This is a genomic window from Pseudomonas sp. GW821-FHT09A09 (assembly GCF_059418405.1).
The window spans coordinates 1-19,920 of the sequence record NZ_JBWKPU010000001.1; the positions used below are offsets into that span (position 1 = coordinate 1).

The 19,920-nt window shown below is 63.9% G+C and carries 16 protein-coding genes; 12 read left to right on the forward strand and 4 right to left on the reverse strand.

Annotation, left to right across the window (positions count from 1 at the left end):
* Nucleotides 1-176: 176 nt before the first annotated feature.
* From AC07OV_RS00005 to AC07OV_RS00030, 6 genes are all read left to right on the forward strand, one after another.
* Nucleotides 177-1,712: an MFS transporter gene (locus tag AC07OV_RS00005; RefSeq protein WP_495091197.1), complete on the forward strand. Its 1,536-nt coding sequence runs from the start codon at nucleotides 177-179 to the stop codon at nucleotides 1,710-1,712.
* A 15-nt stretch (nucleotides 1,713-1,727) separates the two neighbouring features.
* Nucleotides 1,728-2,786 carry an HlyD family secretion protein gene (locus AC07OV_RS00010; RefSeq protein ID WP_495091198.1) on the forward strand — a complete coding sequence of 353 codons (1,059 nt, stop codon included), beginning with the start codon at nucleotides 1,728-1,730 and terminating at the stop codon, nucleotides 2,784-2,786.
* On the forward strand, nucleotides 2,783-4,228 hold the full coding sequence (locus tag AC07OV_RS00015; protein ID WP_495091199.1) for an efflux transporter outer membrane subunit: 1,446 nt from the start codon (nucleotides 2,783-2,785) through the stop codon (nucleotides 4,226-4,228). The genes AC07OV_RS00010 and AC07OV_RS00015 overlap by 4 nt, the downstream gene beginning before the upstream one ends.
* Before the next feature lie 74 nt (nucleotides 4,229-4,302).
* Nucleotides 4,303-4,812 carry a sigma-70 family RNA polymerase sigma factor gene (locus AC07OV_RS00020; protein WP_176997450.1) on the forward strand — a complete coding sequence of 170 codons (510 nt, stop codon included), beginning with the start codon at nucleotides 4,303-4,305 and terminating at the stop codon, nucleotides 4,810-4,812.
* Complete coding sequence (locus tag AC07OV_RS00025) at nucleotides 4,809-5,759, forward strand: FecR domain-containing protein (protein WP_495091200.1); 951 nt, start codon at nucleotides 4,809-4,811, stop codon at nucleotides 5,757-5,759. Before AC07OV_RS00020 ends, AC07OV_RS00025 begins: the two co-directional genes overlap by 4 nt.
* A 106-nt stretch (nucleotides 5,760-5,865) precedes the next feature.
* The gene (locus AC07OV_RS00030; protein ID WP_495091201.1) at nucleotides 5,866-8,316 is read left to right on the forward strand and encodes a TonB-dependent siderophore receptor; all 2,451 of its coding nucleotides are present in this window, start codon (nucleotides 5,866-5,868) and stop codon (nucleotides 8,314-8,316) included.
* Between the two features lie 74 nt (nucleotides 8,317-8,390).
* On the opposite strand, the gene AC07OV_RS00035 is transcribed toward AC07OV_RS00030, so the two are convergent.
* Both AC07OV_RS00035 and AC07OV_RS00040 read right to left on the reverse strand, forming a co-directional pair.
* On the reverse strand, nucleotides 8,391-9,095 hold the full coding sequence (locus tag AC07OV_RS00035; protein ID WP_494996023.1) for a DUF3142 domain-containing protein: 705 nt from the start codon (nucleotides 9,093-9,095) through the stop codon (nucleotides 8,391-8,393).
* Nucleotides 9,092-11,263, reverse strand: a complete 2,172-nt coding sequence (locus tag AC07OV_RS00040; protein WP_495091202.1) for a PA5441 family protein — start codon at nucleotides 11,261-11,263, stop codon at nucleotides 9,092-9,094. The genes AC07OV_RS00035 and AC07OV_RS00040 overlap by 4 nt, the downstream gene beginning before the upstream one ends.
* Before the next feature lie 163 nt (nucleotides 11,264-11,426).
* Between AC07OV_RS00040 and AC07OV_RS00045 the strand changes: the two genes are divergently transcribed.
* Genes AC07OV_RS00045 through AC07OV_RS00060 form a run of 4 tightly spaced genes read left to right on the forward strand, consistent with a single transcriptional unit; the run spans nucleotide 11,427 to nucleotide 16,143 of the window.
* A complete protein-coding gene (locus AC07OV_RS00045; RefSeq protein ID WP_176997443.1) occupies nucleotides 11,427-12,200 on the forward strand; it encodes an efflux RND transporter periplasmic adaptor subunit in 774 nt (257 codons plus the stop codon).
* Nucleotides 12,197-13,516 (forward strand): efflux RND transporter periplasmic adaptor subunit, encoded by a 1,320-nt coding sequence (locus AC07OV_RS00050; protein ID WP_495091203.1) that lies wholly within the window; start codon nucleotides 12,197-12,199, stop codon nucleotides 13,514-13,516. The genes AC07OV_RS00045 and AC07OV_RS00050 overlap by 4 nt, the downstream gene beginning before the upstream one ends.
* Nucleotides 13,516-15,612, forward strand: a complete 2,097-nt coding sequence (locus tag AC07OV_RS00055) for a site-2 protease family protein (RefSeq protein ID WP_495091204.1) — start codon at nucleotides 13,516-13,518, stop codon at nucleotides 15,610-15,612. Before AC07OV_RS00050 ends, AC07OV_RS00055 begins: the two co-directional genes overlap by 1 nt.
* 15 nt (nucleotides 15,613-15,627) lie before the next feature.
* Nucleotides 15,628-16,143: a GNAT family N-acetyltransferase gene (locus AC07OV_RS00060; protein WP_494996028.1), complete on the forward strand. Its 516-nt coding sequence runs from the start codon at nucleotides 15,628-15,630 to the stop codon at nucleotides 16,141-16,143.
* Here AC07OV_RS00060 and AC07OV_RS00065 read toward each other — a convergent pair.
* Both AC07OV_RS00065 and AC07OV_RS00070 read right to left on the reverse strand, forming a co-directional pair.
* Nucleotides 16,119-16,427, reverse strand: a complete 309-nt coding sequence (locus AC07OV_RS00065; RefSeq protein WP_494996029.1) for a hypothetical protein — start codon at nucleotides 16,425-16,427, stop codon at nucleotides 16,119-16,121. The genes AC07OV_RS00060 and AC07OV_RS00065 overlap by 25 nt on opposite strands.
* A gap of 56 nt (nucleotides 16,428-16,483) precedes the next feature.
* Nucleotides 16,484-17,074 (reverse strand): phage tail protein, encoded by a 591-nt coding sequence (locus tag AC07OV_RS00070; protein ID WP_495091205.1) that lies wholly within the window; start codon nucleotides 17,072-17,074, stop codon nucleotides 16,484-16,486.
* 199 nt (nucleotides 17,075-17,273) lie between these two features.
* Here AC07OV_RS00070 and AC07OV_RS00075 point away from each other — a divergent pair, with 199 nt between their 5' ends.
* On the forward strand, nucleotides 17,274-18,887 hold the full coding sequence (locus AC07OV_RS00075) for a glycosyltransferase family 39 protein (protein WP_176997437.1): 1,614 nt from the start codon (nucleotides 17,274-17,276) through the stop codon (nucleotides 18,885-18,887).
* A 109-nt stretch (nucleotides 18,888-18,996) separates the two neighbouring features.
* Nucleotides 18,997-19,839, forward strand: a complete 843-nt coding sequence (locus AC07OV_RS00080; protein WP_494996186.1) for a sulfotransferase family protein — start codon at nucleotides 18,997-18,999, stop codon at nucleotides 19,837-19,839.
* Nucleotides 19,840-19,920 lie beyond the last annotated feature (81 nt).

Below are 19,920 nucleotides of genomic sequence, written 5' to 3' on the forward strand. Positions count from 1 at the left end.
TTGCCGGCGATGGCGATCTTGAATACGCCACCGCCGGCAAGCCGGGCTCCTACGAGGGGTGTGGGCAGATCAATGGATTGCGTTTCACGCACTTATAAGCTTCCGATAAGTAACTTTTTGTCATGTATGGGGCTGATTAAACTGCTCGGGTATTTTTAATGTCGAGCTCTCCGTTCATGACTTCCCTCGCTGCCCCCACCCTCGCGGCCGCAGCCAAACCCACCGCGATGAGCCCACCCGTGTTCGGCCCGCGCATCATCATCGGCCTAGTCGGCGTGTTGCTGGCGGTGCTGATCTCCGGCCTCAATGAGACGGTCACCAAAGTGGCCCTCGCGGATATCCGTGGTGCGCTGTACATCGGTTTTGACGAAGGCACCTGGCTGGTCGCGGCCTACACCGCCACGTCAGTCGCGGCCATGGCCTTCGCGCCCTGGTGCTCGGTGACGTTTTCCCTGCGCCGCTTCACCCTGTGCGCGATCGGCCTGTTCACCGTGCTGGGCATCCTGTGCCCGTTTGCGCCGAACTACGAAAGCCTGTTGGTGCTGCGCACCGTGCAAGGCCTGGCGGGCGGGGCGCTGCCGCCGATGCTGATGACCGTGGCCCTGCGTTTCCTGCCCGCCAACGTCAAGCTGTATGGCCTGGCCGGCTACGCGCTGACCGCCACTTTCGGCCCGAGCCTCGGCACGCCGCTGGCGGCGCTGTGGACCGAATACGTCGGCTGGCAATGGGCGTTCTGGCAGATCGTCGGGCCGTGCCTGCTGGCGATGGCCGCCGTCGCCTACGGCCTGCCCCAAGACCCGTTGCGACTGGAGCGCTTCAAGCAATTCAACTGGCGCGGCCTGCTGCTGGGGTTCCCGGCGATCTGCATGTTGGTGATCGGCCTGCTGCAAGGCAATCGCCTGGACTGGTTCGAGTCGGGCCTGATCACCTGCTTGCTGTGCGGCGGCACGCTGTTGCTGGTGCTGTTCATGCTCAACGAATGGTCGCAACCGATCCCGTTTTTCAAGTTGCAGATGCTCGGCCTGCGCAACCTGTCGTTTGCATTGATCGTGTTGGCCGGTGTGCTGATGGTGCTGACCTCGGTGATCCTCATCCCGTCGAGCTTCCTCGCGCAGGTCCAGGGTTATCGCCCGCTGCAAACCGCGCCGGTGATGTTGCTGATGGCGGTGCCGCAGCTCATCGCACTGCCGTTGGTGGCGGCGTTGTGCAACCTGCGCTGGGTTGATTGCCGCTGGGTGCTGGGCATTGGCCTGGGCATGTTGGTGCTGTGCTGCGTGGGCAGTGCACACCTGACCTCGGCGTGGATCCGCGACGACTTCTATGGCCTGTACCTGCTGCAAATCTTCGGTCAGCCCATGGCCGTGCTGCCGCTGCTGATGCTGTCCACCGGCAGTATCCAACCGATGGATGGGCCGTTCGCCTCGGCCTGGTTCAACACCATCAAAGGCCTCGCCGCCGTGATCGCGACCGCCGTGCTGGATGTGCTGACCACTCGGCGCCTGCACTTCCACTCGAACATGTTGGTGGACGGCCTGGGCAACGCCCCACTGGCCGACGCCGATGCGCCGGGCCTGGCGCACCGCCTGCACGAACAGGCTGTGGTGCTCACGTCTTCGGATCTTTATTACGTCATGGCCGCCGTCGCGGTGGCGTTGATTCTGCTGATTTTCTGGATGCCGACGCGGATTTTTCCACCGCGCGCACCGACCTAGCCAAAAGGATTGCTCATGAAACGCAAAGACAAAATTGCCGTCTCCGTTATCGCGGTGTTCGCCGTGGGCGTGCTGGTATACCTGGTTGCGCCGGCCGTGCTGGGCAGCAAGCGCCAAACCACCAACGACGCCTTCGTCGCCGCCGACTTCACCCTGGTTGCGCCGCGTGTGGCCGGCTTCATCAAAGAAGTGCTGGTGGAAGACAACCAGCGGGTCAAGGCCGGCCAGTTGCTGGCGCTGATTGACGACCGCGATTTTCGCGCCGCCGCCCAGGCGGCTGACGCCGACACCCTCGTCGCCCAGGCCCAACTGAAAAACGCCACGGCCACCCTGGAGCGGCAAAGCTCGGTCATCGCCCAGGCCCAGGCCACCGTCGCGGCAGACCGTGCCGAAATGGCCTTTGCCGAACACGAACTGAACCGCTACAACCACCTCGCCGGCGTTGGCGCGGGTACTGTGCAGAACGCCCAGCAAGCCAAGACGCGCATCGACCAAGCCACCGCACGCCTGGCCAATGCCACTGCCGTACTCGCGGCCGAACGCAAGCAGGTAGAGATCCTCACCGCCCGGCGTGATGCGGCCGAAGGCGGGCTCAAACGTGCCCAGGCGGCCTTGGAACTGGCCAGTTTTCAGCTGTCCTACACGCGCATTGTGGCGCCGGTGGACGGCATGGTCGGCGAGCGTGCCGTGCGCGTCGGTGCCTACGTGACACCGGGCAGCAAGATTCTCGCCGTGGTGCCGCTGGCCGATGCCTACGTGGTGGCCAATTTCCAGGAAACCCAACTGTCCCACATGCACGCGGGCCAGGCGGTTCAGGTGCGTGTCGACAGCCTGGATGGCGAGCTGCTCAACGGCCATCTCGAAAGCCTGGCGCCAGCCACCGGGGTGACGTTCGCGTCGGTCAAACCGGACAACGCCACCGGCAATTTCACCAAGGTGGTGCAGCGCATTCCGGTGAAGATCGTGCTGGAGCCGGGCCAGGCCCACGCGGAGCGCCTGCGGGTTGGTATGTCGGTGGAAGCCAGCGTCGATACCCAGCCGGCAGTGAAAACCAGTGAGGTGGCCCAGCAATGAAGCACATCGCCTGGCTCACCTTGAGCCTCGTCAGCCTGAGCGCCTGCACGGTCGGCCCGGATTTCCACACGCCGCAAAGCCCGCAAGTGACGCAATGGAGTGAACCCCAGGGTCGCCAGGCTGACAGCCATGCCACCAGCGACCCGCTGCAAGAGCGCTGGTGGGACGTGTTCCACGATGAGCAACTCTCAGCCCTCACGCGTCGCGCGCTCACCGACAACCTCGACCTGAAGCTGGCCAGCAGCCGCCTGCAACAGAGCCGTGCCGTGCGCCAGGTGACCACCGCCGAGCGTTACCCCAACGTCAACGCCACCGGTGACTACCTGCGCCAGCGCAACAGCGCCAAGGGCTTGAGCGACCCGTCCGGCGAAAACGGCCGCTCGGCCTATAACCAGTGGGACATGGGCTTCTCTGCCGCATGGGAGCTGGACTTCTGGGGCCGGGTCAAACGCGAAACCGAAGCCGCCGACGCCACCCTGCAAGTGGCAGAGAATGACCGTCGCGCCGTGCTGCTGTCAGTCCTTGCCGAGACTGCCCAGGACTACATCCAGCTGCGCGGCGCGCAAAATACCCGCGCCGTCACCGAGCAGAACCTGGACGTCGCCCGCCACAGCCTCAAGCTCTCGCAACTGCGCCTGGCCGACGGCGTGGCCACCGATTTGGACGTTGCCGAAGCCGCCGCCCAAGTGGCGGCCATCGAAGCGCGTCTGCCGGATTTGCAGCAACGCCAGGACCAGTTGATCAACGCCCTGAGCCTGTTGATGGGCGAGCCGCCACAAGCCCTGCATACGCAGTTGTCCAAGGACGCCGCCGTGCCACAAACCCAGCGCCAGGTCGCCATCGGCCTGCCTTCGGAGCTGGCCGAGCGTCGCCCGGATATCCGCCAGGCCGAAGCGCGGTTGCATGCCGCCACCGCCAACATCGGCGTGGCCAAGGGTGACTTCTACCCGCGCATCACGCTGTCCGGCAGCCTTGGCTCCCAGGCGATGCAGCTGTCGGACTTTGGCTCATGGGGCTCGCGCGCCTTTGCCTTCGGCCCGCAGTTCAGCCTGCCGCTGTTCAATGGCGGGCGCCTGCAGGGCATGTTGAACCTGCGCGAAGCCCAGCAGCAGGAAGCGGCGCTGGCCTACCAGCAAACCGTGTTGCGCGCCTGGCATGAGATCGACGACCAACTGACCCGCTACAACGCCAGCCAACTGCGCCGCGACAGCCTTGCCGAAGCCGTGCGCCAGAACCAGATCGCCCTGGCCACCGCGCAGCACCAATACGTGGAAGGCGTGGTGGATTTCGTCAACGTGCTCACCGTGCAAAGCGCGCTGCTGGCCACCCAGGAGCAGTGGGTGGAAAGCTCCACGGGTGTTTCGCTGGCGATGGTCGGGTTGTACAAGGCGTTGGGTGGCGGCTGGGAATCGGTGTACCCACTGCAAACGGCTGCACGCTGATCTGCAAAGAGTTTTTGTCAGTCGCGAAATAAGGTGTAATGATAATTGCTCTCAATAATGTATCTGAGCTTTTCATGGACACCGCGACTGACGGCCAGCAACAGCTTCATCTCCTGTACCGCGACCATCACGGCTGGCTGCAAGGCTGGTTGCGCCAACGCCTGGGCGATCGCGAGCACGCTGCCGATGTGGCGCAGGACACGTTCCTGCGCCTGCTGGTGTCCGGGCGTTTTCCCGGCGACAAGGAAAGCCGCAGCTACCTGGCGCAGATCGCTCGCAACCTGGTGATCGACCAATGGCGGCGCCTGCGCATCGAACGCGCCTACCTGGAAAGCATCGCGCACTTACCGGAACCGGAATCACCGTCCCTGGAAACCCGTGCGCTGATCCTCGAAACCCTGATGCAGATCGATGCCATGCTCGACCGCATGCCCGACAACGTGCGCCGCGCATTCCTGCTGTCGCAGTTCGAAGGCCTGAGCTACGCGCAGATTGCCGAACGCCTGGGCGTCACCGTCAGCTCGGTGCAGAAGTACATGACCCGCGCCATTGTCGCCTGCTACCAGGTGGCCTACGCCGAATGAAACACGATGCGCCCATCGCCCCCGCCATTGTCGAGCAGGCCAGCGAGTGGCTGATGCTGCAATGGGGCGATGAACTGCGTGATGAACAGCGCGAAGCTTTCGCCCAATGGCAGGCCGCCGACCCGGAGCATCGCCGCGCTTGGCAGCGCCTTCAGCACTTGCAACACACCCTCAGTGGCGTGCCGGCCGACAGTGCCCGTGCCGTGCTGCGTGACACCCCGGATCCCCATCGCCGGGCGGCCCTCAAGTTGCTCGGCGTGTTGCTGGTGGCGGGCGGCAGCGGTTATCTGGTGCAGCGCAGCGAACCCTGGCAAGCGGCGTTTGCCGAGTACCACACCGCCACGGGCGAGATCCGTCAGTTCACCCTCAGCGACGGTACGCGCCTGGACCTCAACAGCGACAGTGCCGTGGACCTGCGTTTCAGCGCCAGTGAGCGACGCATCCGCCTGATCCGTGGCGAAATCCTGCTGACCAGCGGCCACGACCCGTTGCGCCCGCTGATCGTCGAGACGCCGGCCGGCGATGTGCAAGCGCTGGGTACGCGTTTTTCCGTGCGTGAATTGCCTGACGGTAGCCGTGTCGATCTGTATGAAGGCCGCGTGCGCGTCACCCCGGCACAGGGCACCGCGGTGCAGATGAACGCGGGGGACAGCCTGTGGTTCAACCAACGCCAAAGCTCGGCGCTGCCTGCGGTCAACGCCAATGCCAGCAGTTGGACCGAGCACCGTCTGATCGCCGAGCGCCAGCCACTGGGCGAGTTTGTGACGCAACTGGGCCGTTATCGCCCCGGCGTGTTGCGCTGCGATCCCGCTGTGGCCGGCCTGCTGCTCACCGGCGTGTTTCCGCTGACGGACACCGACGCCATCCTCGCCGCCCTGGCGCATTCGCTGCCCATCCACATACACAGCGTCACGCGCTATTGGATCACCCTCAAAGCCCGAGCCTGACCCCAACCCTACAAAAATAATGTTGCGGCGCCTTGTCGGTTTTCCGTGTTCGTCCGGGATACCTCTTGAAAGCCAATCAAGAAGCGATCTCACGGGGAGTCCTGCAATGCCGCACCACCCAATCCAACCCTTGGCCCGCGCCCTACGCCGTGGCCTGTTAGTCAGCCTGCTGGCTGCTGTGCCGATGGTGCCGACCCACGTGCACGCCGAACAAAGCGCTGAAGCGCTACGCACCTACAGCATTGCGGCGGGCAACCTCGACCAGGCGTTGAACCAGTTCGCCAGCGCCTCGGGCATCTTGTTGTCGGTGGATGCAACACTCACCGAAGGCAAGCGCAGCGCTGGCCTGCAAGGGCGCTACGCCGTTGGGAGCGGCCTGGAGCGGTTGCTGGCGGGCACTGGCTTGGTGGCCGTGCAGTCGCCGGGCGGTTGGTCGGTGCAGGCACTGGTTGGTGACGGCCCGGTGCAGCTTGGCGCCACCCAGATCAGCGGCCAGCAAGCGCAGGAAAGCGCATGGGGGCCGGTGGATGGCATCGTCGCCACGCGCAGCGCCTCCGGTAGCAAGACGGATTCGGCACTGGTGGAAATTCCCCAGACCATCAACGTGATCAGCGCCGCCGAGATCAAGGCGCGTGGTGCCCAAAGTGTCACCCAGGCCTTGCTCTACACGCCGGGTATGACGGCGGGCGGCTTCTCCGACCGGGTCAAATTATTCGACGAACCGACCTCGCGTGGTTTCTCGCCCACGCCGCTGTACCTCGACGGCCTACACCTGCCTTACGGCGGCGGCAGCACCGGTGGCGCGTTGCAGATCGAGCCGTACTCCCTGGAGCGCATCGAAGTGCTCAAAGGGCCCGCGTCGGTGTTGTACGGGCAGAACCAGCCAGGTGGCATCGTCAACATGGTCAGCAAGCGCCCCACCGAAACCCCGTTGCACCAGGTGGTGCTGGAGGCCGGCACCTATGAACACAAAAGCGCCGCCATCGACCTCGGCGGCCCGCTGGACGAGCAGGGGCAATTTCTCTACCGCCTCACCGGCCTCGCCAATGACGGGCAGGACGAGATCAACTATGTAAAGAACAAGCGCCAGTTCATTGCCCCCAGCTTCACCTGGCGGCCGAACGACGATACCCACCTGACCCTGTTCGCCCAGTACCAGAAAGACAAAGGCGTCCCCGAAGCCCAAGGCTTGCCCGCGTCCGGCACGTTGTGGAACAACCCCAACGGCAAGATCAAGCGCGACCTGTTTATCGGCGAGCCGGGCGTGAACCAGTACAACCGCGAGCAATACGTACTCGGCTACGAAGTGTCCCACCGCCTGAACGAGACTTGGACCCTCAAGCAAAACGCACGCTATGCCGAGGTCGACGACCGCTACACCGCGCCGTTGCACGGCTACGCCTTCGTCGCCAACCCGGTCACTGGCGTGCAGGACCAGCGCTACCTGCAGCGCTATGCCGTGGACTGGTCGCAGAACAACAAGGTGTTCGGCGTGGACAGCATTGCCCAGGCCGAATTTGATACCGGCGCACTGTCGCACACGATGATTTTTGGCCTGGATTACTACCATTCCGGCTCTTTGTTCCACGGCCTGTACGACCGCAACCCGCCGGTGATCGACCTGTTCAAGCCGGTCTATGGTCAGCGGATCAACTACGGCCAACCTTACCGCTGGGACCGTACCCTGAGCCAGACTGGCCTGTACGTGCAGGACCAGATCAAATGGGATAAGTGGGCGCTGGTCCTTGGTGGCCGCTATGACTGGGCCAGCGTGGTGAACAAGGAGCCAATCCAGGACACCCGTTTTGCCAGCAAGGACGAAGCCTTCACCGGGCGCGCAGGCTTGGTGTACCTGTTCGATAACGGCTTCGCGCCCTTTGTCAGCTATTCCGAATCCTTCCTGCCGTTGACCGGCACCAATGCCGACCACAAGCCGTTCGACCCATCGACCGGCAAGCAATATGAAGTGGGCGTGAAGTACCAACCACCGGGCCAGAAGAGTTTTGTGCAAGCGTCGGTTTACCAGCTCGACCAGGAAAACGTGCTCACCACCGAACCCGACGCCACCTTCAGTACCCAGAGCGGTGCCATGCGCTCACGGGGCGTGGAACTGGAAGCCAAGGCCGTCCTCAATGATGCCTGGGACATCATCGCTTCGGCGGCGCGCAACGACATCAAGTACACCAAGGACGAAGAGGGTCGCCAGGGCCGCCACCCGGCTGGCATCTCGCCGCTCACTGCCTCGATGTGGGTCAACTACACCGTGCTCGGCGACACCCCGCTGGCCGGCCTCGGCGCAGGCCTGGGTGTGCGCTACGCCCGCCAGAGCCTGGGTGATTACTATGCCGGTGCTTTCACGGTGCCGTCCTACAGCGTCTACGACGCCAGCCTGAGTTACGACCTGAGCCGCTCGCCGCTCAAACTCAAGGGCGTGAAACTGGCGCTGAACGTGCAGAACCTCACCAACAAGACCTATGTGTCGCAATGCACCAGCGACCTGGATTGCTACTACGGGGAAGGGCGCACCGCCGTATCAAGCCTGACCTACGACTGGTAACCGCAACCCCCTGTAGCAGCCCGGCTTGCCGGCGATGAGGCCACTGAGACCGCCATCGCCGGCAAGCCGGGTGCCTACGGGTTCTGCAAAAACACCACATACCCGCGAAACCACTCACTCTTCTTCAAATACCCCGGCTCCTCCCAAACCCCGCCCTGAATCAACCCGATCTTGAACGGCACCCCCAAGCGGTTCATCCGTGGCAAATACGCCGCGTAGTCCGGAATGCTGTGCCGCCCTTGATAAGTCTGCACCACCACCTCATCCACCACGCCTTTGAGCTGGGCGATGGCGGCGGGGTCGGCGTTGCTGCTCCAGTCCATCAGGCCGGTGATGCTCAGGCGCAGGTCGGCCGGCAGGCGTTGGCGCAGGTCGCGCAGGAAGTCGGCGTATTCGTGCAGGTATTGGGTGCGGGCGTCGAAGTCGATCTGGATGCCGACCACCGGGTTGCCCGCATCACGCCAGCGTTGCACCTGGCCGAGCAGTTGGGTGTAGACCCGCTCTGGCCAGTGCAGCGTGTGGGCGCGGTACACCACCCAGACCTCGCCACGGGTGAGGCGCGGCACGCTCATGCCTTGGGCGATAAGCTGCACGCCGCGCGCTGGCGCCCGGCGCGTTGAGTTGATTTGGCCCTGGAGGATGTACAGGGTGTTGGCCTGCTTGAGCACCGGCTGGGGCGTCACGCCGCTCCACAGCCAGAAGGCGTCATAGTCGCTGGCATCGACGGCGCCGAACGCCGGGCTTGCCAACAGGAGCAAGCCCAGCCACAGGTGCTTCACCAGTAGTACTGCAGCGATTTGCCCCACTGGGTGTCGGCGAAACCGCTCTTGAGCTGGCGGAACCAGGCTTTACGCACGGCCGGCTCTACATCAACGCTGCCGCAACTGTTGTAGCCGGCCGGCGCGTAGCAATTGATGGCGCGGAACAGCGCGTAGGCCTTATCGTTCTTCGACGCCTTGGCGTTGCCGATCACCTGCTTGTAGCCGTCGAGCCGCGAAAAGGTTTCGCCTTTGAACTGCGACGCGGTGCTGCCCAGGCTGCCCGCTGCACGGGCTTGTTCCAGTGGCATGCCGTCGAGGTTGTTGCGCAGGATGAACTCACCCAGGCAGTTCAGCGCCTGTGGGTTCTTGCCGTCGGCCTGCAAGGTGGCGGCGGTTTGCGCAATGCTCGGGCAGGCGTAGCCCGACTCGGCCTTCTCGCCGTTCCACTGGAACAGCTTCAAGGTCTGGCTGGCGCTGTAGATGTAACCCAGGCTGGTGCCCAACTTGTCCTCGGGGGCCGAGGCGGGCAGTTGCTTGAGGTCGTCGGCGAATGTCGCGTACTGGCCGCGCAGCAAGTCTTTATAGAGCAGCACGAACTGGGCGGTCTCGCGCTCTACCGGGTCGCTGGCCTTGGCGATCTGCTGGCGCAGCAGGTCGGGGCCTGCGATGTTGCGCAGCAGGATGTAACGCACCTGCTTGGCGCCTATCGGCGAGTCGGCGGCAAACACCTTGGCCAACTGGCCGCTGCGCTCGTAGTTCATCGCCAGGGCCAATTCCAGCTGGTCGCGTTGCAGTGGCAGTGTTGCCAGCGGCAGCAGTTGCAGCCACAAGGCCTCGGCGCCTTTCCAGTCTTGTTTGGCTTCCAGGGCCAGGGCGCGCAGGGTCTGCTGGCTGAAGGCGAAGTAATTCAGGCTCGACGGCACGTTCTGCGGCAACAGCTTGAGGGCGGCGTCGGGCTGCTGCTCGGTGTACAGCGCATTCACCGCCAACAGGTAGTCGTAAAGTTCCGGCTCGCTGGCAAACACCGCCTTTTGCTGCTCGATGTCTGCACGACTGAGGCTCGGTTGGTTGCCGCCGCGCATCACCATCAGGTCGCTGACCAGCTGGATCATCGGCGTCTTGACGGTCTCGCTGTTGACCATCAGCAGCTTGAGGTCTGCCTCTTCCACCAGCTCATCCACCGACACATTGCGCTGTGCATCGCTCGCCTGGGTCAATTGCCAGGCGAACGCGTCGGCCAGCTTGCTGTTGTCGTTGGCCAACCAGTACACCCGGCGCAACAGGCCCCGTGCGGAGGTGCTGTAGGTGCCCTGTGGATAAGCCTTCAGGTAGCTGTCGAAACCCTGCTCGGCCTCGGCCAGGGCGGACTTATCCACACGGTCCAGGTGCGGCATGCCGTCTTCGTCGTAGGCGTTGGCCTGAGCCTGATTAAGCGCAGTGCGCGCGGTCATGTACTGCGCGGCTTCCTTCAACCACGGCAACGCGCTTTTGCCGGCCGCCGCGAAGCCGCTGGACGCCTCGGCGAAACGGCCGCTGTAGAAGTCGGCGGCGGCTTGCAGGTAGTCGCGCAACACTTGGCCGTCGGCGGACTGGATCTGCTGCGGGTCCGCTACCACCGGGCCGTCCCAGTCGCAGGTGGTCAGCAGTTGCAGGCGGGCCTTGACCAGCAATTCGCGCTCCGGCGCAGGCATGTCGGCTTTGAACACCTGGCTGATGAACGCGGTGGCGCTGTCATCGTTGTTGCTGCGGCAGCGGCTGCCTTCGCCATTGAGGAAGGCTTCGCCGGCGGTTTTGTACTCGTCGCGCTTGATGCCCAGCGGGCCGAGCAAGGTATCGAGTTCAGCAGTGCGCGAATCGTCCGGGCCGTCGTCGGGCTCGGTGCTGTTGTCTGCATGGGGCGCCAGGCGGTACACCGGGAACGGCACCGGGCCGAAGCCTTGGGCCAGGTCATCGTCATTCAGGGCATTCGGCGTCAGGGGTGCGGATTTCTTATCGGCCAGCAACAAACGCAGGTTCACCCGGCTGTCATTGCCCGGGCTCAGGAAGGGCAGGTTGCTGCAGGTGTCCAGGCTGCTGCGCGACACCCGCCAATCGGGGTAGCACGAGTCGTCGGAACTGGCCTGGGCCTGCAGGGAGGTGCCGGCCAGCAGGGCCAGTGCCAGGGGTGACAGAAAACCGATGCGCATGACGTGTCCTTGATCCTGAGTCCTTGGAGGGGCCGCAATCATAGCTTGATCCGACAGCCTCTTCGGTGAAGGCCCACACAAAATGCTGATTTGTCCGATTTTTAGTAGTGGCAATTTAACCTCTCTGCCCTAGACTGCGGACATCGTCAGGGAGGTCGATCGTATGAAGCCGTTACGTGGATGGGTGTTCGGATTTTCCTGCTGGATGGGCATTGCACCGTTGGCCCTGGCCCAGGATCCATTACTGGATCAGCCGGCTGCCGCCGCAGCCAGCGCCAGCAGCGAGGCCCGTGGCGTATTGCGCGCCCGCGACCAGGCGATGCTGGCCAGCGAGCTATCGGGGCGCATCGTCGAGCTGCCGTTCAGCGAGGGTGAGTCGTTCAAAAAGGGCGACACCCTGGCGCGTTTTGACTGCTCGGCCTACCAGGCCCAGCTCAACGCCGCCCAAGCCGCCAGCCGTGGCGCCGGTGAAGAACTGGCCCACAACAAGCAATTGGCGGCGCTCAATTCCGTCGGGCGTTTTGAAGTGGCCCGCGCCGAAGCTAAGCTCACCGAAACCCAAGCCCAGTCCCAGGTGTACCAGGTGCAGGTCAAGCGCTGCAGCGTGCTGGCGCCGTATGACGGCCAGGTGGTGCAGCGCAAGGTCCAGCGCTATGAGAGCGTATCGGCCGGCGCGCCATTGCTGGAAATCGTCGACAACCGCAGCCTGGAAATTCACCTGTTGGTGCCGTCAAGCTGGATGGCCAAACTCAAGCCCGGCCAGACCTTCAACTTCACCCCCGACGAAACTGGCCAGGCGTTCAGCGCCACGGTCAAGCGTCTCGGCGCGCGTATCGATGAGGGCAGCCAGACGCTGCTGCTAGTTGCCACCCTGCCCAATGCCACGGGCTTGATGGCCGGCATGAGCGGCACCGCGCACTTTGCCCAACTGCAATGAACGCACCGATCCCGGGCAACACCGAGCGGGTGTTCGCGCAGTTCCTCGACCTTGAGCGCCAGACCCGCGCCGCGCGCACCACTGAGCAACTGGCCTACAGCCTGGTCAACGATGGGCAGCCGCTGTTCGGCTATCGCCATGCCGCCTTGCTGATCGCCGGCAAGGTGCAGGCGGTGACGGCGGTGAGCAGTGTCGATCCGAACGCGCCGTTCGTGGCATTTGTCGAGCAGGCGGTGGCGCAGTTGCACGCCCAGGGTTTGGGCGAGATGGCGCGGGTGGTGCCCGCCGAGCCATTGAGTGCAGCGGTGCAGGCCGATTGGCAGAGCTTGTCGGCTGCCCATGTGTTCTGGTTGCCGTTGATCGACCCTCAAAACCAAGTGTTCGGCGGCCTGTGGTTGGCACGGGATACGCCGTGGAACCCGGCCGAGCAAGTATTGCTTTCGCAATTGGGCGGCACCTACAGCCATGCCTGGCATGCGCTGCAACCGCGCCGGCCGTGGCGCCTGCGCCTGACGCGCAAACGCCAGGTGCTGGTGGTGGTCGCGTTGCTGTTGATGCTGCTGATTCCGGTGCGCCAGTCGGTATTGGCGCCAGCCGAAGTGGTGCCACTGGCCGGTCAGGTGGTAGCAGCACCCCTGGATGGGGTGATCGCCGAGTTCCTGGTCAAGCCCAACCAGACGGTGAAAACCGGCGACCTGCTGCTGCGCTTTGAAAGCACCACCCTCACCGCCCAGGCCGATGTGGCCGCCCGCGCCCTGGGCGTGGCGGAAGCCGAACTCAAGGCCAACGCCCAGCGCGCGTTCGCCGATGCCGAATCCAGCTCGCGCATCGACCTGCTGGCCGCTCGCGTCGAACAAAAACGCGCCGAACGCGACTACGCCCGTGAGCTGCTCAAGCGCAGCGAAGTGCGCGCCGAGCGCGACGGTATTGCGGTCTTTGCCGACGCCGAGCGTTGGACCGGCAAACCCGTGCAAACCGGTGAACGCTTGCTGCAGATCGCCGACCCCGGTCAGGCCGAGCTGCGCATCGAACTGGCCGTGGGCGATGCGATTGCCCTGGCGCCCAACGCCCAAATCGCGCTGTTTCTCGACAGCGACCCATTGCAACGCTACCTGGCCACCCTGCAACGCGCGGCCTACGAAGCGCAGCCCACGCCGGGCGGCCAATTGGCCTATCGCCTGGATGCGCAGTTCGATGCCGCGCCGCCGCGTATCGGCCTGCGCGGCACGGCGAAGATCTATGGTGAGCGCGCGCCGCTGGCGCTGTACCTGTTGCGCCGGCCGCTGGCGGGTCTACGCCAGAGCGTTGGCCTCTGATGAACCTGCCTCAACTGCGCGACGACCTGCAACTGTCCAGCAGTGGGCCGGCGTTGGATGGTTCGCCCCGCTGGACCCTGGCCGACCCGGTGCGCGGGCGCTATTTCAAATTGGGCGCTACGGCCATTCGCCTGCTGCGCCATTGGTCGCTGGGTGATCCGGACAAAGTCTTGCAAGCCGCCAACCGCGAGCCGGGCTTGCCGCTGGGCGATTCCGAGGTGGAAGAGCTGCTGGGTTTCTTGCGCGCCCACGACCTGATCGCCGCTCTCGACCCGGAACAACGCGCCAGCTACCTCTATAAAGCCGCCGCTCAGAAGCAAAGCCTGTGGCAGGTGTTGCTGCACCAGTACCTGTTTTTCCGCATCCCGCTGTGGCGGCCGGATGCATTTCTCAATCGTGCCTGGCCATGGCTGGCGCGCTTCGGCCCGGGGTTGTTGCGCTACGGTTTGCCCATTGTGCTGGGCCTGGGCATATTTTTGGTTGCGCGCGATTGGCAGCGCTTCCTGGCGACGTTCCCGCATCTGTTCAGCCTGGGCGGCGCCCTCGCATTTGGTGTGGCGCTGTTCTTTGCCAAGTTATGCCATGAGTTCGGCCACGCGTTTATGGCCAAGCGCGCCGGTTGTCGCGTGCAGAGCATGGGCGTGGCGTTCATGGTGTTGCTGCCGATGTTCTACACCGACGTGAGTGACGCCTGGCGGGTCAATGATCGCCGGGCACGGTTGATGATCGGTGCCGGTGGCGTGATGGCTGAACTGCTGCTGGCGTGTGTGGCCTTGCTGGCCTGGTCACTGTTGCCGGACGGTCCGGCGCGCACCGCCGCATTCATGCTGGCCAGCGCCACGTGGTTGACGACGCTGGCGATCAACCTCAACCCGTTCATGCGCTTTGATGGTTACTTTTTGATCAGCGACTTATGGGGCGTCGACAATTTGCAAGGCCGCGCCTTTGCCCTGTGCCGCTGGCGCCTGCGCGAGGCGCTGTTCGGCTACGGCGAGCCGGCGCCGGAGCCGTGGTCGCCGGTGATGCAACGGCGGTTGCTGTGGTGGGGCTACCTGTCGTGGCTGTGGCGGGCGGCGTTGTTCCTGGGGATTGCGCTGGCGGTGTATCACCTGTTCTTCAAGCTGCTGGGGATCTTCCTGATGCTGGTGGAGCTGGTGTGGTTCATCTTCCTGCCGATCTGCAAGGAGTGGCGCGAATGGTGGGGCCGTCGCAGCCAGGCCCACGCGCCCCGCGTGCTGCTCAGCGGCCTGGGCCTGGCGTTGATCGTGCTGGTGCTGGTGGTGCCGTGGCGCAGTGCGGTGGAATTGCCCGCCATGCTTGAAGCCGGGCGGGCCAGCGCGTTGCATGCGCCGGTGGCGGCGCGGGTCAAGCAATTACGCGTGGTGGATGGCCAAGTGGTGACCCAGGGCCAGGTGCTGGTGGAGCTGGAGTCGCCGGACCTGGACGCCCGGCAAAGCATCGTGCGCCGTGAAGTGGAGATTTTGCAGCTGCAAATGCGCCGCCAGGCCGGGCGCAGCGAAACGGCGGCAGACGCCGGCATCAACGATCAACGCCTGTCACAGGCCCTCGCCGAATACCGTGGGTTGGCTGCCCAGCGTGAGCGTCTGCTGTTGCGCGCCCCCCACGCGGGCACCGTGCGCGATGTGTTGCCGCAATTGAGCGTGGGTCGCTGGCTGTCGCCCAAAGACGTGCTGGCGCGAGTGGTGGAAGACGGCGCGCGCCTGCGCGGTTACCTGGCTGAAGCCGAACTGTGGCGGGTTGCGTCGGGGTCGACCGGGCGATTTATCGCTGATGACCCGATGCACGCCGCCATCGCCGTGGAGCTGACCGATATCGACGCCAACGGCGTGGCGTATCTGGACCAGGAGGCACTGACGTCCGATCACCACGGGCCGATTGCCGTGCGCCGCGATGAAAACCAGCGTCCGGAGCCGGTGCAGGCCCAGTACGGCGCGCGGTTGAAAAGTGTGCAAACGATCGAAACTCCACACCAACCGTTGCGCGGCGTGGTGGTGCTGCAAGGGCGCAGCGAGTCAGTGCTGGGCGTGGCCTGGCGACGGGCAGCGGCGTTGGGCGTTCGGGAAAGCGGGTTCTGACAGGAGTTGAACGCGATGATGAACAAGGAGGGCGCGTTGGCGCTGGGGCTGGAAATGCGCCCTTCACGGGCGGGTGATCAGCCGTTTTTGCACAGTTTGTACCGTTCGGCGCGGGCGGATTTGCAGTGGATTGATGGCGAGCAGGGGCTGGTGGAAGAGGTGATCAGCCAGCAGTTCCAGGTTCAGGAAACCGGCATGGACACGCATTTTCCTGGCGCCCTGCATTACGTGATCGAAAAGCTCGGCACGCCCATCGGCGCCTTGAGTGCAGACTTCGGGCCCAACGAAATTCGGGTGCTGTATTTGGCGTTTATCCCCGCGGCACGCGGCCAGGGGTTTGGTCGTGCGGTGCTCAAAGGCGTGCAGCAAGCCGCCACGCAGGTGTTTTGCCCGGTGGCCACGGTGGTGTGGGCCAGCAACCCCCAGGCGCGCCAGCATTACCTGGCGCTGGGGTTTCGGGTGGAGGAAGAGACACCCGCCGCGCAGCGGTTGGTGTGGTACCCGTCTCAGTTGAACACAATGCAGAAGTAGCCCCGCTCGCTGTCACGGCCCATGGCGGGCTCCCGGGACACAAACACCTGTTCCAGGGTGGCGCCGGGCAGCGGCAGGCGGCATAAGCCATCGACAAAGTCCGTCGGGCCGAGGCTGTTGAGTTGCACACTGAACGCTGCACGAGTGGCGCCGGGCATAGTGGCGTCTGGCGTTTCGCGCAGACTCTGCACCTGGATCGGCAGTGCCGAGCCGTCCGGCAGGTACAGCACGCTGGTGCGCGCGAGCAAGGGTCGAAAGTGTTCGAGGGTGACCAGGTTCAGCATAGGAAGGCTCCACGTCAGAGGTGCCGAGGCCCGCGAGCCTCGGCCAAGGCAGTGCGTCAGCCGCGTGACGGAAAGATGCCGCTCAGGGCAATACTGAAATTGATCGCCAGGAAGGGGTTCATGGACCCCATCGGTTGGCCCTGGCCAGCCGGGCCGATCGTCGGGCTGGTCACCGTGGTGCTCACACCCTTGAGTGGTACCGGGTTGGCGCCCTGTTGGTCCGAGTAGATCGACGCGCTGCCCGGCCCGCCGCCGGAGGCGCCGATAAATGAGTTGGTGGCGGTGGGTGTTGTCACCGGGTTGCTGGTCAGGCTCGTCAGTTGGATCGCCGTGGTGGCGGTGATCGCGGTGGCGGTGTGGGTATGGACCGGCAGGTTGACCAGCGTGGCCGTCACGGATTCAGTGCCGGAAAATTCGCCGATGACGCGCGTGGTCAGGCCCGCGCCGCTGCCTTGGCCGACGGGCAGCCGGCCTTGCAGGTCTGGCAACTTGAAGGTTTGCACGCCATCGCCGCCATAGGTGGTAGTGATCAGGGCGAACAATGCCTGGTTCTGGTTGATGGAGAGGGTCTGGCCGGCGCACAAGGCCCAGCCTTGTGGGGCAAAGTTAAACGCAAAGGGTTGAATGGTGCCGATGAATACTTCCATGAATCGCTCATCCTTGTATGGGCTATACGGGGTGTGACGCCAATCGATCTGGTGTCATCGCAGAGCGTAGACGCAGCTGTTGCGCGCCGCCTGTCGGCAGCGAAACAGCGAGCGAAACCGGGGCTTTTGTCCTAGAGTGGCGCTTGTTTGCACGTGTGCAGGTTTTGCCCGGCCAGCGGGCAGTTTCAGGGGAATTGAGGTGCGACGGTCTGTGGTAGAACAAGACGACAAGGTTGGGGTATTTCCCGCAGTCAATCGCCTCGAAGGCGCCTGGGAAGGTGCTGGTTGGCTCAGCCGTTTATGGTGGGTGCCGATCCTGGCGCTGGCCATGGGCGTGCGTTTTTATTGCCTGACCGCCTCGGCGATCTGGGGTGACGAAGGCTCCAGCCTGCTGCTCAGCGAATACGCCATGGCCGACCTGTGGTTTCACGCGGCCCACGACGTGCACCCGCCGTTGTATTTTTTCATGCTGCGGGGATGGATCGAGCTGTTCGGTGACGGCATCTGGTCAATTCGTGGCATGAGCGCCATTCCCGGCGTGGTCGCGGTGGGCCTGGGTATCTGGCTGACGCGGCAGGTGTCCACTCGTCGCGCCGCTGTGCTGGCCGGAGTGCTGCTGGCGTTATTTCCTACCGCCGTACGCTACAGCCAGGAAGTGCGCATGTACTCGCTGCTGGCTGTGTGGCTTTTGGGGGCGACGCTGGCATTGGTCTACTGGATTCGCCAGCCTCAGCGCACGCGCTACCTGGCGGCCTACGTGCTGCTGATGACGGCCGGCTTTTACACCCATTACTTCACCGCGCTGTGTGTGCTGGTGCACTGGGCTTACCTGGGGGTGTTGTGCCGCGGCCAGCCGGCTGGCCAACGCCTCATCCTGCGCCCGTCCTGGTGGTGCGCCAACGCTGTGATCGTCGCGCTGTACTTGCCGTGGCTGCCGAACTTGCTGGACCTGATCCAGCACGTCGAACAGCTCAAGGTTGGCGGTGATATTGGCTGGGAAGACCCGGTCACGTTGATCTCCGTACCGTCGATGATCTGGCAGTTCATGCTTCAGGACGAAGGCATCGGGTTCTGGAAACCGCTGTTCTGGTTGTTCCCGCTGCTGCTGATCGCCGTGGTCGGTGTCACCGCCTGGCGAGACCGTGAACACCAACGGCCCGCCTGTCTGCTGGCGTTGTTCTTCCTGCTGCCGTTGCTGCTGGTGTACGGCGTGTCTTTTATCTCGCCGGTGTTTATCGAGCGCTACCTCACCGTGTATGCGCTGGGCTTGCCGATCCTGGTCGCGCTGGCCATCGACCGTTTGCCCGCACGCCGGTCTTGGTTGGGTGCCGCGCTGTTTGTGTTGTTCGTGGGTGTGGAACTCCTCGGGTTGAAGAACAACTTCACCGTTGACGAGCATGACCAGTTCAACGTGCCGGTGGAGTTCGTCAACCGTAATTACCAGGAAGATGACCGCATCGTCCTCAGCGACATGATGTGGTACCTCAGCTACGTCTATTACGACCAGACCGACGCCCAATTGCAGCTCTACACGCCGCCCAAACCCGATGGCACCCCGACCCGGCCGAATGCCTATGGCTTCGGCACCCTGGTGGACCAGGATGGCGGGCGCATTTACCTCGACCGTTTGTCGGCATTACCCGCCGATACCCGGCGCGTGTGGTTGATCAGCAGTACCGACATACCGGACGATTTCGCGCCGATTCCCGAAGGCTGGAAACAACTTTTGCAGCAGGACGGCGGCGGGGCGCGGGCGCGGTTGTTTGTGCTGTGCCGCGGGCCAGAGCCTTCGCAGCCCGAGGGCTGCCGTTAATATCCATTCGGTATTAGGGGAATACCAAAATAGTGGCAATTGACCACTAGTTGATCGCGCAATCCTGAACTACTCTACGGCCACAAATGGATTTTTGTCTGACAAAGTGGTGAAGGGATTGCAGTATCACTTTATCTCCGGATTGCCCCGTTCAGGGTCCACCCTGCTCTCGGCGATTTTGCTGCAGAACCCGCGTTTTCACGCGGGCATGAGCAGCCCCGTTGGCACCCTGTTTAATGGCGTGCTGGCGCAATGCAGCGCCGGCAGCGAATTCGGCGCGGTGATTGACGCCAATACCCGTCGCCGCCTGTTGCGCGGCCTGTTCGATTCCTACTACGCCGACAAGGTCTCCACGCCGCTGGTGTTCGACACCAACCGCCAGTGGTGCGCGCGCATGCCCGCGCTGCATGACCTGTTTCCCCAATCCAAAGTCATTGCCTGCGTGCGCAACGTCGCCTGGATCATGGACAGCCTGGAACGGCTATACCGCGCCAATCCTTTCGAAAACACCAAGCTGTTTGGCGACGATGTCGAGCGCAACACGGTGTACAGCCGCTGTGAAACCCTGGCGCAGCGCAACCGGTTGGTGGGCTTCTCGTGGGCGGCACTCAAGGAAGCCTATTACGGCGAACACGCCGACTCATTGCTGATCGTCGATTACGACCTGCTCAGTCAGGCCCCGGAGCGGGTACTGCGGCTGGTGTACGACTTTATCGGCGAGCCGTGGTTTGAGCATGACTTCGACAACCTCGTCTACGACGCGCCCGAGTTTGACCAGGCGCTGGGTGTGTCCGGCTTGCACAAGGTCCAGCCCAAGGTGCGCCTGCAGGCGCGGCGCACGATTTTGCCGCCGGACCTGTTCCAGCAGTACACCGAGTTGTCGTTTTGGCAGGACGGTTCAGCCAGTGCCGCCAATGTGATTCGTATGAAGGCCAACGCCGCGATCAATTGATCGCGGCGTTTTTATTTTCTCTCAAAGAACGTTCGACGCCGGGTGAGCAGCATGTGGTGGAGCAATCGCAAGTCGCGGGTT

Coding starts and splice junctions, on each gene's coding strand:
- AC07OV_RS00005 (WP_495091197.1), top strand. CDS start 177: ATGACTTCCCTCGCTGCCCCCACCCTCGCGGCCGCAGCCAAACCCACC.
- AC07OV_RS00010 (WP_495091198.1), top strand. CDS start 1,728: ATGAAACGCAAAGACAAAATTGCCGTCTCCGTTATCGCGGTGTTCGCC.
- AC07OV_RS00015 (WP_495091199.1), top strand. CDS start 2,783: ATGAAGCACATCGCCTGGCTCACCTTGAGCCTCGTCAGCCTGAGCGCC.
- AC07OV_RS00020 (WP_176997450.1), top strand. CDS start 4,303: ATGGACACCGCGACTGACGGCCAGCAACAGCTTCATCTCCTGTACCGC.
- AC07OV_RS00025 (WP_495091200.1), top strand. CDS start 4,809: ATGAAACACGATGCGCCCATCGCCCCCGCCATTGTCGAGCAGGCCAGC.
- AC07OV_RS00030 (WP_495091201.1), top strand. CDS start 5,866: ATGCCGCACCACCCAATCCAACCCTTGGCCCGCGCCCTACGCCGTGGC.
- AC07OV_RS00040 (WP_495091202.1), bottom strand. CDS start 11,263: ATGCGCATCGGTTTTCTGTCACCCCTGGCACTGGCCCTGCTGGCCGGC.
- AC07OV_RS00045 (WP_176997443.1), top strand. CDS start 11,427: ATGAAGCCGTTACGTGGATGGGTGTTCGGATTTTCCTGCTGGATGGGC.
- AC07OV_RS00050 (WP_495091203.1), top strand. CDS start 12,197: ATGAACGCACCGATCCCGGGCAACACCGAGCGGGTGTTCGCGCAGTTC.
- AC07OV_RS00055 (WP_495091204.1), top strand. CDS start 13,516: ATGAACCTGCCTCAACTGCGCGACGACCTGCAACTGTCCAGCAGTGGG.
- AC07OV_RS00060 (WP_494996028.1), top strand. CDS start 15,628: ATGATGAACAAGGAGGGCGCGTTGGCGCTGGGGCTGGAAATGCGCCCT.
- AC07OV_RS00065 (WP_494996029.1), bottom strand. CDS start 16,427: ATGCTGAACCTGGTCACCCTCGAACACTTTCGACCCTTGCTCGCGCGC.
- AC07OV_RS00070 (WP_495091205.1), bottom strand. CDS start 17,074: ATGGAAGTATTCATCGGCACCATTCAACCCTTTGCGTTTAACTTTGCC.